The following is a 12,132-nucleotide window of genomic DNA, read 5'->3' on the forward strand; positions in this document are numbered from 1 at the left end:
GTCGAGATGGCCCTGATGCACAAATCCTGCGAGGGATTCATCGTGTGAAACCAGCCTAGTAGCTAGGATGCATGAGCAGGCCGTCACCCCCAACCTACAAGACCAGGAACTGGCCAGCCTGTAACCGCGCGCTCAAACGCCGAGGCTCGCTGACGATCTGGTTCGATCCCGCGATGAGCTGGGATGCTGCGCACACGAAGGTATTGGGTCAGTTCCCGGTGGTATTGGGATTGGAGCTTTGAAATCGACCGTAAACTGCACCACCTCTAATCTATGTGATTTCATTGTCTGGCTCATCAAGCAGGATGACGTCCAGCATCTGGCCAAAGACCGTCCAGATTGCTTCCGGCTGCCAAAATCGGCGTATTAAAAGCCTGCCTCGAGACGCGAAACCTTACCCGACGTCGGAGGAAGCAGCCCAAATCGTGGAGGCCATGCCTTTAAGAAATCACCTGCAGAAGCGGCAGCGTGCGATATTCGCAATTGCGTTTCTGGGCGCGTTGCGGGCGGATACTTTGATCAGCCTGCGCAGCAACCGAGATCCCATTGCCCCTATGGCGTCCAAACACGCGGTTTCCCAAGCATTTGCTCTAGCCTGCTGCAATCAAGCAGTCACTTACACGCCGCAAGCTGCAAAACACACCATCGCCGCGGAATGCGACAACCGGCCCCTTACGTCTGTGCAACGAAAGGCGTGGTCTAAAAATATGGGCCATGAGAACGACCTGACCACCAATCGTCATTATGGCAAGATGACCGACGACAGACGGAGAGAGGTTCTGGACACTGCTCCAGACAAGCATGATCCGATGGGGGCGCTTACTTGGTCCGATGAAGACAAGATCGCTTTGGTGGCTGCAGTATTGAGTAGAACGCGACAGGCTCGTCGATGTCTCCAGGCCTGAAGGGCGGAGAGCCGGCGTTCGCCGCATGTGGCGCGGAGGACGTTCGACACCACGCGATAGCGGCGATAGCTACGCGCGGCCGCGTAGCAGATACGCTTGCTGCAAAGTCTCCGGCAGCATCTTGGGCAGCCGGAGACCAGAAACTGCAGGTCTCAAGCCGCGCGGGCAGTCTTGATCGCATTGCGCAAAGTGGCGGCGTCAACCGCGCCCGGATAGACATCGCGCCCGATGATATAGGCAGGTGTGCCGCGCAACCCGATGGCCACCGCTTGCGCGTCATTGCGTATCAGCAGTGCGTCGATCTGTTTGCGATTGGCTTTGTAACCGGCCTCGGCTTGTTTCGGATCCACGCCCACCGCGCTGAGCACAGACTCGATCTGCGCGTTTGAGAGCTTGCCTTTCGTCGCCATCAGCGCCTCGAGCGCGGTTTGGTACTTGCCCATGCTCTGCGCGCCCAGCACCAGTTGCGAGGCATAAACCGACGGTGCGCCAAAGATCGGCCAATCCTTCATGACGACACGCAGATTGCCGTCTTCTTTCATCACCTGCTCGACGACCGGGTGGTTCGATTTGCAATAGGGGCATTGGTAATCAAAGAACTCGACAAGGGTCACGTCGCCCTTGGGATTGCCCATCGCGGGGGCATCAGGGTCGTTAAAGACGGCTTCAGGGGTGATATCGGCGGCAAGGCTTGCGCGGGGCAGGATCAGCGCGGTGCCGGTAAGGGCAAGAAAGGTTCTACGGTCGATCATGTCTGGTCTCCTACGGAAGTTTCGGGATTGGGGAAATCATCGGCGCTATAGGGCACCGGCGGCAGCGGCTGGCCCGGCGGCACCGTGCCCTGACCGCTTTGCGCGCGCGTCAGCACGACAACATCCGTGCCCGAGCGCACCCGGTCAGCCAAGTCGATGATGTCTTGGTTGAACAGTCGGATACAGCCTGCCGAGGTTGCCTTGCCGATGCTGGAATCGTCCATCGTGCCATGGATGCGGTAGAACGTGTCGCGATTGCCGCGATGCAGGTAAAGTGCACGCGAGCCCAGCGGATTGTCGAGCCCGCCCTTGAGCCCATTTTTGACGGGGCCGTAAAGCGCGGGATCGTCCTTGATCATGTTCTGCGTCGGCGTCCAGCTTGGCCAGTCGCGCTGATAGGGAACGTGACCCTTGCCAGCAAATCCGCGCCCGTCTTCGCCCACCGCAACGGTGTAGCGCAGCGCGCGGTTGTCCTTTTGCACGAGGTAAAGCTTGCGCGCCCAAGGATCGACGACAATCGTGCCGGGCGGCTCATCCGTCCAGTAATCGACCTCCTGACGGGCTTTCTCCTCGCTGAGATATTTCGGATTGACCGCCGGGATCGTGCGGCCGTCATCCTCGGTTGGGCCATAGATCGCACGCAGATGCGCGCTAAGCTGCGGTGGGGCCGGGGCGGGGGCCGTCTTGGGCGGCTCGGGCGCACAAGCGGCAAGCACCACGAGGGCGAGCATGGCGATTTTTGCATGCGTCATTGTGCGATCTCCTTGAGCGATGCGGTGAGGGCGGGCGCGGTCACATCGCCAATCAGGCGGGTGCCTTGGGCTTCGCGATGCTCGGGGGTCAGGAAAATCAGCGTCGGCGGGCCGATCACGCCCAGAGATTTCAGAAGGGCTTGCTGCGGCGCGCCGGTCTTGGTGACATCGACCGCGATCCGGGTGACCTGCCGCAAAGCCGCTTGAACCTGAGGGTCGGGGATGACCTCACGCGCGATGGTGGCGCATTCGGTGCACCACTTGGCTGTGACATTCAACAGCACTGGCTTACCCTGCGCGCTTGCAAGTGCGCTCTTCAGGTCTTCGGGTGTCTCGACATGCAGGAAATCCGCCTCGGTCAGGTTGCCCGTCTGAGTATCGCGCGCAGAGCCAGTAGCGAGCCGCCCCAGTGGACGCAGCGGGTCGGTGGCGCCAGATGCTGCGCCAATGGCCTCGATAGCGCCTGTGAGAAGCGCCGCGACGCCTAGCGCTCCGCCAAAGCGGCGCAGCGCTGAGGTTTGCGCGTCGAAGCGATCACGACCGCCAAGCCAGACACCGAAGCCAATCAACAACAGCGCCCAAAGCGCCAGCACCGCCGGCCCCGATATCACGCGATCAAGCAGCCAGACAGCTACGCCCAGAAAGATGAACCCGAAGGCGCGGTTGATCCCGGTCATCCACGCGCCCATGCGCGGCAGGATGGCCGCACCGAACACTCCGACGCCCAAGAGCGGCACGCCCTGACCCAATCCCAGCGCAAACAGTGCCGCGGCGCCCAACCCGGTATCGCCTGTTTGGGCAATGTAGAGAAAAGCTCCTGCGAGCGGCGCCGTCACACAGGGCCCCACGATCAGCGTCGAGGTAAAGCCCAGAAGGGCCGCCCCCACAAGCGAGCCGCTCGATCCTTTCAACGCGCTGATCCGCGTGGTCAGCCCCTGCGGCAGGTGCAGCGCGAACAGACCGAAAGAGGAGAGCGCTAGCAGCCCAAACAGCACCGCCAAGGCAATGACCGTCGCAGGCGCCTGCATCACAAATTGCAGGTTCTGCCCCGACCAAGCCGCAACCACCCCCAGCAACCCGAAGGCCAGAGCCATCGCCAAGACGTAAGTGCCCGTCAGCGCCAGCCCGCGAAGCGGTGTCAGGCCCTTGCCCTGCGCCCCCAACATCCCGGCCACGATAGGCACCATAGGCAGGACGCAGGGGGTGAAAGCCAATAACAGGCCGAAGCCGAAAAAGCTTGCCACCACCAGCAGCCAGCCGCCCTGCGCCGCAATACCCGCGACCAGCCCGTTCCCTGAAAATATTCTGAGCGGGGTGTCCGCAGACGAAGCCGTCTTGGTCAAAGCTGTTGCGGCGACCTTGTTTGTCGTGGCGTAGTCAGGCGTCTCAAAAGCTTGGCTTGTCGTGCCCCATGCGGACCCCGCAGTGGCCAACTGTGCCGGTGGCTTGATCTCACGGCTTTGCGGCGGATAGCAAAGACCTTTTTCCTCGCAGCCCTGCCAGTGCAGCGTGAACGGCCCCGTGATCTTGCTCACGGTGGCTTGTGTGTGACTGTGCCAGACCTCTACCGTGCCGAAATTTGGGTCATTTTTTGTCTCACCCGGTTCTGAATCGATCTGCGGCTTGGCCCCGCTATCGGTGCTGACAGTCAGGTGATCTCGATAGAGGTAATAGCCCTTCGCGATTGCGATCGAAACTGCGAGCGTTCCGTCGTCTTGCCACTCGGTCGAGACCTGAAAGGCCTCATCGGGCGGTAACGGGCCTGCGCCCGAGGGTTTAAGCAATTCGAACCCTTGTGCCACGGCGAGGCCGGGCAACAGAGCGAAAGCCAGAAAGAGTACCCAGAGGGCACGGCATGGCGGGAGGGGTGAAGGTCGTGCAATCATGCTGGCCGAATTGCCGGCGAATCTTAAGTCAGCCTTAAGGTTGGCGCGCTCCAAGGGCGGTGAAGGAGAAAACATGCGCATACTCGTCGTTGAAGATGACAGCATTCTGGCCGATGGCCTTCGGGTCGGGCTTGGCATGGCTGGGTTCACGGCGGACGTGGTGGGATGCCTTGAAGATGCGCGCGCGGCTTTGGCTGGAAACGACTACACAGCCTTGGTGCTTGATCTGATGCTTCCCGATGGCTCTGGGCTGGAGTTGTTGCGCGAGCTGCGTTCACGCCGTGCGGGCCTGCCGGTCCTGCTGCTGACCGCGCGCGATCAGGTGCAAGACCGGGTCGCTGGGCTTGATGCCGGGGCGGATGACTATCTTGGCAAGCCTTTCGATTTCGACGAACTCGCAGCGCGGCTGCGCGCCCTGGCCCGACGCGCAGAAGGGCGGGCTAGCGGACACATCACCCATGACGGTCTCGAACTGGATCCCGGCGCGCATACGGCCGCGATCAATGGCCGCCCGCTGAAGCTTTCGCGCCGCGAATTCTCGGTTTTGCAGGCCTTAGCCGAACGGCCCGGACGGGTGCTTGCGAAATCCGATCTCGAGGATCGGCTTTACGGCTGGGACGAAGAGGTCGAGAGCAACGCCGTCGAGGTTCATATCCACCACCTGCGCGCCAAGCTTGGGCGTGACTTCATCGAAACCCTGCGCGGCATCGGCTACCGGCTGCGCCCAGAGGAGAAAACGCCATCTCGCTCCGTCTCCGCCTCTTCCTGATCCTTACGGGTGCTACACTGGCGGTCTGGCTGTCAGCGGTTCTGTGGATCGAACAGTCGACCCGCGCCGAGTTGACGCGGGTGCTCGACGCGCGGCTGGTGGAAGCCGCGCAGATGGTCACTTCACTGGTGTCTAAGAACCAGATTGCACTCAATCGCGATGACCCGGCTCAGATCTCATTGCCGGCAAGCGCGGATTATGAACATCAGCAGTTCTGCCAGATATGGTCCTTCTCGAGCGGGCTCGTTGGGCGCTCGACCGGGGCGCCGCGCGAGCAGATGGTGCCAGCAGACGCCACCGGCTTTCGCACGATCACGCGCGACGGCAAGGCGCTGCGTGTCTATACCATCGTTGACCCCGATCTTGGCGGGCAGGTCACGGTGGGGGATAGTCTGGCCATTCGCGATCGGTTGGTGCGTGATGTCATCGCAGGGTTTCTCTGGCCCGCCGTGGTGATCTTGCCGGTGATGTGGGGGCTGATCTGGCTGTCCATCACCACCGGGCTCGCTCCGCTGGCCCGTTTCGCGCGCGATCTTGAGGCGCGGCGCACGGACGATCTCGGTGCGCTGCCCGAGTCAAAGCAGCGCCCGCGCGAAATCCGGCCACTCGCGGGCGCGCTTGACGATCTACTCGCGCGGCTTGCACGGGCGCGCGAACGCGAGCGCGACTTCATCGCCTATGCGGCCCATGAGATGAAAACGCCGCTCGCCGGGCTCAAGACGCAGGCCCATATTGCACGTCGGGCGCCCGATCAGGCGACGCGCGCCCGCGCGCTCGAGGCGATTTCCACATCGGTGGACCGCACTGATCGCATGGTGCATCAACTGTTGGATCTCGCGCAGGTCGAAAGCCGCGAGACTCGATCGGCACCGCTCGAACTGCAAGGCCTGCTACAGCAGGTGCTTGCCGATCTGACCGAGGTCGCAGATCGTAGAACCATCAGCCTCGCGCTGGAGCCCTCCACGCGGTCGCTGACCCTTTCAAGTGATCCATTTCTGCTCACGATTGCCCTGCGCAACCTGATCGAGAATGCCATTCAGGCCAGCCCGACGGGCTCTGATGTGCTCGTGAAAGTCAGCGATACCGAGGCGCGTGTTCTCATCGACATTCGCGATGGCGGCCCGGGCTTGCCGCCCGCCATCGCAGGGCAGGCGCAGGAGAAGTTCGTTAAGGGTAACAATGTCGATCCGTCCGGCTCCGGTCTGGGTCTGGCAATCGCCACCGACGCGATTACGGCGGCGAGCGGCGATATTCGCTTTGAGAGGCGCGCCGACGGCCACCACACTATCGTGGCGTTGTCCCGAACCAGATGTCATGCGGTTGATCGGAACGCCGCGCGAGACGGTTGACCCTGCTAAAATTCGCGCCTGAATTAACGAGTCGAGAGCGATAAAGCCCCCTGTCGTATGCAGCCAAAGTCGTTCACTGATTTTGCGTCAGCAATGCCATTCAGCGTGGTGGTCTGCCCAGTTTGCCCCCCGACTACACGCTACAGCGGCCCAAACGTGGGACCGTCGATAGTGACCGCGATTGTGCCGGGAAGGCTACGCCGAGCCGTTGCATGTCTGCTTTGAGCCCATACTGCTGGACGCTGCGCCCGCCACCAACAGCAGCTATGTGCTTATTTCGTTGAAAAGCTCTGTTTGCTCGAACCCCTGAGCGCTGATTCAATTCCCCTGTAGCAGCTGGAGGTGGGCGGAGATGATGGGATCCTGACAGCAAGCGCAGAGTGCTCTGGTCTATGAAATCTCAATCGAAGCACATGCCCCGCCCGATCATATACTCCGGGCGGCGGACCGATTTGTGGATCTGGCCGGAATCCGGCAGCATCTGGCCCCGTTCTACAGCTCCACCGGGCCACGCTCGATGAGGCGGCGTTCGGCGCGGCCCGCCCGGTCGAGCCGAAGTTCGCCTCGCATTCCGAACCGGCGTCGCAGTGGACCGGGGCAAGAGGCGGGCCAGCCTATTTTACCGACTCCATCAACGACTTGATCGCCACCGACACCGACAACGGCATGATCCTCGACGTGGAGGCCACGCGCTCGATCCGCCAAGCCGAGGTTGGATTGGTGCGGAGGAGGATTGACAGGGTGAGCGATAGCTTCGGAGAAGAAACCAGAGGAGGATGGCATGCTCCGCTACTGGGCGAGCAAGGCCGATTGCGATGTCTGCGAGCTGAAATCGCGCGGCGGCCCGAAGGAACCTGCACGCAAGGTGCTCCGGTCGTTTTACGAACCATCCCGCGATCGGGTCCGTGCGATCGCTCAGACCACGCAATACGCAATCGCCAAGAACCTCCGGAAGAAGGTCGAGATGCTGTTCGCCCAGGCTCTGATGATGTAACCGCCACCCTGCCGTTGATCCCTTACTTGCGATCATCCTCTCAAGCTGAACAGGATATCCGAAGGCCGTGAACACTCTTGTGGGCCGCGCTGACACGCGTGTCGTGACTGGGGGAGATGAGATCTAGACGTCATTCCCAACCATCTGGCTGCGCGACAATTTCCCGTCGGGCTTGCATCCGCAGACCCATGAACGCCTGCTGGATTTGCTTGCATTGCAAGCGTCACCGGTGCTGAGCTCTGCGCAGCGTCAGGGGGACGAAGTGATGCTCCACTATGACGATGGCCATGTGAGTCATATGCGGGTGGAGTGGCTCAGCGCGCATCGCCCCGGTTAACGCGCGCAAGACCCGGCCGCCATCGCGCCCCGGCTTTGGCGGAGAGATCAGATTGAAACGGCGCTTCCCTGTCACGCCGCGGCCCGGATCGTGACAGATGATCACGCATTGAATGCGGGGATGCAGGACACAGCTACCTATGGGATCGCAATTGTCGATCACCTTAAGGACCGCACCAGCGCGGGCGCTTGTTGGCGTGCAATCTCAGCGGCGAGACCGCAGCGTAGCGGATCGCCAAGACCGAACGCGCTGGGCGAGATTGCGCTATCGGCACAGTCGATCTTGCCGATCGGGCCTTTTAGGACGGTGTGGGCTCGGCCTCGGCGATCAGATGCTGCACCCAGCGCGCCGCCGCCCATGTCGCGGGGAGAGGTTTGCGCATGTTCATCTGATCGTCTCTTTTTGCTGGTCGATTTGGCGCAGGGTGCCTTGTGCGATCAGCTTTGGCACCTCGTTCCATTCGATGAAAGGCGGAAGGACGGGGCCGCCAAAGCCCGCCGCGCGGAACGCTTCGGGCAGGTCGCCTTCGACATGGCCCGAGCGCAGGGCGAAGAACGCAAGGCACATCGCCTGATCCAGATCGCGGGCGGCATCGGTGAGGTAGGGGGGCTGCTCGACAAAGCCGGTCGTCACGCTGCGAAACCCGATTGCTTGCGCCAGTTTCTCGGCGAAAGCGCGCGGCGCGTCGGCGCTGGTTTTCGAGCGCGCGCTGCCATGGGCGGCGAGCAGAAGGGCGGTGTCGCGGCTGGCCCAGCCCTGCGACTGCAATGTGGCCATGAGGCGTGCCGCCGCGCAGGCCAGCAATGCGGGATCGACGCCGAAGGGGGCAAGCTGTTCAAGGCCCAGCTCTGATGTTTTTCCGGCAAGGAACCGGCCCGTGAACCAGCCCTCGGACATGAAGAACGGATAGACCACCGGCCGCCCCAGCCGCGCAACGGCGGCCTCAAAACAGCCCTCGGCCGCCAATGTCGTGCCCTCGACGCGCCAGCCTGGCAGGTGTTCGCCCACAGCGCGGCCCAAAGCGCGCAGCGCCTCTTCCTGCGGCTCAGGCTCGGACGGGCTGCCATGGGCGACAATGAGAAGGCCGGGGGCCGTCACTGGTGCCATCCGCGACTGTGAACTTGTTCCAAACATTGTATTTTCCCGATCGTTTGCGCATCGCCCCGCGGCGCAGTTCTGCAAGCGTTTTGGCATCGTAGACGATCACCGCGCCGTCGTCTTCCCAGATCGAAACCAAGGCATATTTGCCATCGCAGGTAAACGCGATATGCGCCACGGTTTTGCCCGGAGCCAAGCGTCTTGAGCAACCAGCAGCAGGTGTCGATCCCGCTCAGACTTGTCGCCCAAGCGGCTGGCACTGATCAGGATGCGGCAATTCGGGGATCATCGCGCGCGGCAAGGATGTGTTGCTCCGTCCCGTCGGGCAGCCGCAATAGCCCCTGACCGTCATCCTGTGATGTGCCGGTTATCAAAGCCGTTCCGCTGTCGTCGAAACGCGACGCGATACCAATCAGGCCAAAGTCTGACCTTCACCGAGAGAGGCTTGAAGCGCCTTGAACTCATAGGCGCGCAGCACGGGACGTGCCGCATCTTTCGCGCGTATCCGGCCACCAGACGCCAGTTCAGGAAAGAGGCGCAGCAATTCCTGCCGGCTCTCCCGCGCCATCGTGCTTATGCCGTAGGCCGCTGGGAAAAAGCTCTCGGTTTTGAGACCGGCTGAGAAGACAACCTCATGCTCTTCAAACATGAAATGCCAGTAGGTCACAGTTTTCATGCTGGTCTCGCGGCGCACGTTCTTGCCATTGACCATATGCCGCGCCGCGACAAGAACCTCGGGTTCACCAAACATGATTTCAGCGCGCACACTTTTCCACAAGATCCGATGCGCAGGTGAAACCATTATCGTGCAATCAGGTTGGCCGCGCCCCATCGCATGCGCTTCGATCCGGATCGGAACAAGGTCGTCGTTCATGCTATTGAACGTGACCGTCGATGACCCGATCCACCGGATAGGCTGAAACCCGTGGTCATAGGTCAGCACTTTGTCTCCGATTTTCAGACGTTCGACCGGTATCTCCCCATTGATCGTCGCGATGGGGCTTCCTTCAGCAAAGCACACAACCTGATCCGGGTTTGCAGCCGTCAGTTCCTCAAGCGACATTTCCCCATCGTTGCCAGTCACATCTTCGCCGCGCGCGACAGTGAAGCTGTCTTGGCCGTTGATGCCATCAGTTTCACGAGGATCTTGGGCCCATTGAACAGGCCGAGCGCGAGATAATCATCACCAGCCCCTAAGCCGTCGCTGCCGTTCGATTGATAGGCATCGGGAGTTGCGGTTGCTAACTGGAAAAGCGGTTGCGTCAAATCGGGTACAAGCGTGCCGCTTCCATTGTCCACCGCAGGATAAATGGCGAAAAGATCGCTATTCTGGATTGGATCACCGCTGCCTTGTATTCGAACAAGGACAAAACGGTCGGCTGCGGACCCAAGGGCTGAGATCCCCGAGATCGTCGGGTTGGTTTGATAGTCAGGCGGTGGGTAACTTGTCGATGAACCTTGATAGGTGGCTAGCTGATCGCCCGATAGTAGAAACTGTTCGCCAGCCATGGTTAGCGTCCTTGTTGGTGGCAGTGTAACTGGTCAAAAAAATACAACCTATACGATAGCTGGGCCGACGCACCTACGCCATGTGGATAGCGATTTTCAGGCAAGATTCCGCCAGCGATCTACATATCGTAGGCTTCAGTTCATTGCGCACAACGAGACGCGAAACAGTCGATTTTCTTCAAGCGCACTGGGAATGGTAGCGAAGGAATTAACCCTGCCGCCGTTTCGTGATCACTTCCGCAGTGTCAAGGCAACGGAATTGCCCCTGTTGACGATTGCTGGTTTTCGAGCCCGTGACCGGGCTTTATGACCTTGTAGATGAGCGAAAAAATTTGCGGGCCACCAGTTGCGCCTCGTGCTTGCGCAGGATCTTGCGGGCAGCAACCGGCACCTCGTGGTGCAGAGGGTGCAACTCGGGAAAGAGCGAGACGATCTCGTGGCAGCTTGAGGTGTCCAAGGCCTGCATCGCCATCCTGTTGGGATAAAAGCTTTCGCAGGCAGCACCGTTCGCAAACACGATTTCATGCTGCTCGAACAGGATATGATAATAGGTGATCAGGCCACCGACACGTCTCTCGACCAAGGGATTGTTCACAAGATGCTTTGCCGCGATCAGTGTCTCTGTTTCGCCGGTGAGCAATTCGCATTGCCAGCCCGACAACAGCACCCGGTGCTCGGCTGAAAGCAAAAGCTCGAACTGGTTTCCCAAGGCGCCAGGGTGAAACAGGATCGGGGCGAATTTCCCATAGGCCGCGACCGAACTTTGTCCGATCCACCGGATTTCCTTGTAGCCATTGTCCCGGGTCAACACTTTGTCGCCGACGCGCAGGTTTTCGATCCGCAGGGCGCCCTTGCGCGTAATGATCCGCGTGCCTTGAGCAAAGCAGACTGGAAAATCAGCCCCGGGCGTAAGATCAAACGTCAGGACCGCGTTGTTTTCCAGATATCGGACAAGCTGGTTTGCATTATTAATGTTAAGCGATCTGAGCGTGGTGGACAGCGCAGGTGTCTCGAGAATCTGCGATGCCAGACCATCCAGAAGTTCAGCCTGATTTGTATCGACATAATCGAGATGGGAAACGCCATTGATGTCATAGACCGTCACGGCGGCGGGCGAGGACAGATCGACCTGAATCCCCAGAAGCGACACGCCGATTGTGGAACTGCCGCTATAGACCGCATCGACTGTCTCGCCCCCGAGCTGAGTGGTCTCGGTCGGGTCAATCACGCGGTCATTGTTCACATCATCAAGCGTGAGAGTGGCGTCGGGCTCGCTGGAAAACGCAGAGAGGGCATAGGTCTGACCAACCGTCAGCAGTGAGCCGTCGAACGTGTAAAGATCGTCAAGAGTCGTGGTGCGCGTCACCATAAAGATACCCCGGAAAAATTGCGTTGCCTCCTTCTCATGCGCGCCCGTGGGCGGACTCGAAAAGGTGCCATCGCTGGCTTAACAGTCCCGTGTGCCTCTCTAATAGGATGTGCAAAACGCAAAGATGCAACCATAAGTTGCCAAATGCACGAAAATTCCACGAATCCGTCAGTTCAGATCTGCCAACTGTTTTCAGAGCGGAAACAAACGGATCGAACGCGCCAGATTGTTCGCTACCTCATTCGAGATTGCGCAGTGTCGGGATGCTGATCCCCGCCGCCTTGGTCATAATCGCTTGGGGCAAGGAGAGGGCGCGGCGGCGAACTCGCAAGATGGGGAGTGCAAGCACGCGAAGACGCCTGCGCGAGACAGAGGCCGCGCCTGTCAGTGGGGGGCGTCACAGTATTAAGGC

General features: G+C 60.5%; 12 protein-coding genes and 2 pseudogenes. 6 read left to right on the top strand and 8 right to left on the bottom strand.

Annotated elements, in window-relative coordinates; translation table 11 throughout:
• Positions 1-71: 71 nt before the first annotated feature.
• Both AB4874_RS08545 and AB4874_RS08550 read left to right on the top strand, forming a co-directional pair.
• A pseudogene (locus tag AB4874_RS08545) lies at positions 72-197 on the top strand (IS5/IS1182 family transposase); the annotation flags it as partial.
• Positions 198-305: 108 nt separating this feature from the next.
• Positions 306-905, top strand: a complete 600-nt coding sequence (locus tag AB4874_RS08550) for a site-specific integrase (RefSeq protein ID WP_368391678.1) — start codon at positions 306-308, stop codon at positions 903-905.
• Between the two features lie 152 nt (positions 906-1,057).
• On the opposite strand, the gene AB4874_RS08555 is transcribed toward AB4874_RS08550, so the two are convergent.
• The 3 genes from AB4874_RS08555 to dsbD are packed head-to-tail and all read right to left on the bottom strand — an operon-like array spanning position 1,058 to position 4,211.
• Positions 1,058-1,657, bottom strand: coding sequence for a DsbA family protein (locus AB4874_RS08555; RefSeq protein ID WP_368391679.1), 600 nt, complete (start codon positions 1,655-1,657; stop codon positions 1,058-1,060).
• Complete coding sequence (locus AB4874_RS08560) at positions 1,654-2,409, bottom strand: L,D-transpeptidase (protein WP_368391680.1); 756 nt, start codon at positions 2,407-2,409, stop codon at positions 1,654-1,656. Before AB4874_RS08560 ends, AB4874_RS08555 begins: the two co-directional genes overlap by 4 nt.
• Positions 2,406-4,211 (bottom strand): protein-disulfide reductase DsbD, encoded by a 1,806-nt coding sequence (gene dsbD, locus AB4874_RS08565; RefSeq protein WP_368391681.1) that lies wholly within the window; start codon positions 4,209-4,211, stop codon positions 2,406-2,408. The genes AB4874_RS08560 and dsbD overlap by 4 nt, the downstream gene beginning before the upstream one ends.
• 157 nt (positions 4,212-4,368) lie before the next feature.
• On the opposite strand from dsbD, the gene AB4874_RS08570 reads away from it, so the two are divergent.
• The 4 genes and pseudogenes from AB4874_RS08570 to AB4874_RS08580 all read left to right on the top strand — a co-directional run bounded on the left by AB4874_RS08570 (position 4,369) and on the right by AB4874_RS08580 (position 7,407).
• Positions 4,369-5,064: a response regulator gene (locus AB4874_RS08570; protein WP_295536595.1), complete on the top strand. Its 696-nt coding sequence runs from the start codon at positions 4,369-4,371 to the stop codon at positions 5,062-5,064.
• A 29-nt stretch (positions 5,065-5,093) separates the two neighbouring features.
• Positions 5,094-6,413 carry a sensor histidine kinase gene (locus tag AB4874_RS08575; RefSeq protein WP_368391840.1) on the top strand — a complete coding sequence of 440 codons (1,320 nt, stop codon included), beginning with the start codon at positions 5,094-5,096 and terminating at the stop codon, positions 6,411-6,413.
• A 468-nt stretch (positions 6,414-6,881) separates the two neighbouring features.
• A pseudogene (locus AB4874_RS20055) lies at positions 6,882-7,169 on the top strand (IS5/IS1182 family transposase); the annotation flags it as partial.
• Positions 7,170-7,194: 25 nt separating this feature from the next.
• The gene (locus AB4874_RS08580) at positions 7,195-7,407 is read left to right on the top strand and encodes a hypothetical protein (protein ID WP_368391682.1); all 213 of its coding nucleotides are present in this window, start codon (positions 7,195-7,197) and stop codon (positions 7,405-7,407) included.
• A gap of 721 nt (positions 7,408-8,128) precedes the next feature.
• Here the strand turns inward: AB4874_RS08580 and AB4874_RS08585 are convergent.
• The 5 genes from AB4874_RS08585 to AB4874_RS08605 form a co-directional block, all read right to left on the bottom strand.
• A complete protein-coding gene (locus tag AB4874_RS08585) occupies positions 8,129-8,878 on the bottom strand; it encodes a CbiX/SirB N-terminal domain-containing protein (protein ID WP_368391683.1) in 750 nt (249 codons plus the stop codon).
• Positions 8,790-9,020, bottom strand: a complete 231-nt coding sequence (locus AB4874_RS08590; protein ID WP_438273461.1) for a cytochrome D1 domain-containing protein — start codon at positions 9,018-9,020, stop codon at positions 8,790-8,792. The genes AB4874_RS08585 and AB4874_RS08590 overlap by 89 nt, the downstream gene beginning before the upstream one ends.
• A gap of 234 nt (positions 9,021-9,254) precedes the next feature.
• Complete coding sequence (locus AB4874_RS08595) at positions 9,255-9,926, bottom strand: Hint domain-containing protein (RefSeq protein ID WP_368391684.1); 672 nt, start codon at positions 9,924-9,926, stop codon at positions 9,255-9,257.
• A complete protein-coding gene (locus tag AB4874_RS08600; protein WP_368391685.1) occupies positions 9,923-10,351 on the bottom strand; it encodes a hypothetical protein in 429 nt (142 codons plus the stop codon). The genes AB4874_RS08595 and AB4874_RS08600 overlap by 4 nt, the downstream gene beginning before the upstream one ends.
• Before the next feature lie 304 nt (positions 10,352-10,655).
• Positions 10,656-11,720, bottom strand: coding sequence for a Hint domain-containing protein (locus AB4874_RS08605; RefSeq protein ID WP_368391686.1), 1,065 nt, complete (start codon positions 11,718-11,720; stop codon positions 10,656-10,658).
• Between the last annotated feature and the right edge of the window lie 412 nt (positions 11,721-12,132).

It is taken from the genome of Thioclava arctica (assembly GCF_040892615.1).
In the GTDB taxonomy this organism is placed as follows: Bacteria; Pseudomonadota; Alphaproteobacteria; order Rhodobacterales; family Rhodobacteraceae; genus Thioclava; species Thioclava arctica.

Bases quoted from the DNA above. Each gene is read 5' to 3' on its own strand.
- AB4874_RS08550 (WP_368391678.1), top strand. From the start codon at position 306: ATGACGTCCAGCATCTGGCCAAAGACCGTCCAGATTGCTTCCGGCTGC.
- AB4874_RS08555 (WP_368391679.1), bottom strand. From the start codon at position 1,657: ATGATCGACCGTAGAACCTTTCTTGCCCTTACCGGCACCGCGCTGATC.
- AB4874_RS08560 (WP_368391680.1), bottom strand. From the start codon at position 2,409: ATGACGCATGCAAAAATCGCCATGCTCGCCCTCGTGGTGCTTGCCGCT.
- AB4874_RS08570 (WP_295536595.1), top strand. From the start codon at position 4,369: ATGCGCATACTCGTCGTTGAAGATGACAGCATTCTGGCCGATGGCCTT.
- AB4874_RS08580 (WP_368391682.1), top strand. From the start codon at position 7,195: ATGCTCCGCTACTGGGCGAGCAAGGCCGATTGCGATGTCTGCGAGCTG.
- AB4874_RS08585 (WP_368391683.1), bottom strand. From the start codon at position 8,878: ATGTTTGGAACAAGTTCACAGTCGCGGATGGCACCAGTGACGGCCCCC.
- AB4874_RS08600 (WP_368391685.1), bottom strand. From the start codon at position 10,351: ATGGCTGGCGAACAGTTTCTACTATCGGGCGATCAGCTAGCCACCTAT.
- AB4874_RS08605 (WP_368391686.1), bottom strand. From the start codon at position 11,720: ATGGTGACGCGCACCACGACTCTTGACGATCTTTACACGTTCGACGGC.